Genomic DNA, 516 nt, shown 5'->3' with positions numbered 1-516 from the left:
GATCTTCTTTAGATACACTATTGATGAACTGAGCGTGGAGTGGCTCATCTTCAGGAAGAATTGGACGAAGAAGGATTGGTTGACCATCACGCAGTGTCACAGTTTCAACAAATTCAGCAGGGAAAGGGCGAATAGCCAGTCGTTTTTGAGCGTCACCTTCATATTTGCAAAGCGTCACATCAGCATCAAGTATGGTTAAGTCATCTCCAGACACCAATACTGGATGGATATCCAGTCTTTGTATTTCAGGTAACTCAACCGCCATTTGCGAAATACGAACTAAGAATTTTGACAGCTAAGTAATATCGAGCGCATCTTTGTGTTTCTGAAGACGGTTCTTCCCGGACTTTAATGCAACCACGACTAAATAGCGTGCAAGCGTCATATTCAAAGGAGGCAGGGCGGCCACCGCATCTTGAGCGATGTTCCATTCAGAGCCACCTTGCCCAAGTAACATGACAGGCCCAAATACCTTGTCGACCGCGATACTGATTCGCAACTCTTCCGCGCTGCCAA

At 46.1% G+C, this 516-nt stretch carries 1 pseudogene; it reads right to left on the bottom strand.

Annotation, left to right across the window (positions count from 1 at the left end):
- Positions 1-516 (bottom strand): annotated as a pseudogene (locus R7E78_RS30600) (acetate--CoA ligase family protein); the annotation flags it as partial.

It is taken from the genome of Vibrio sp. YT-19(2023), assembly GCF_033337395.1.
Note: the sequence above shows the minus strand (reverse complement) of the source record. Positions and strands in the feature narration are given on the sequence as shown.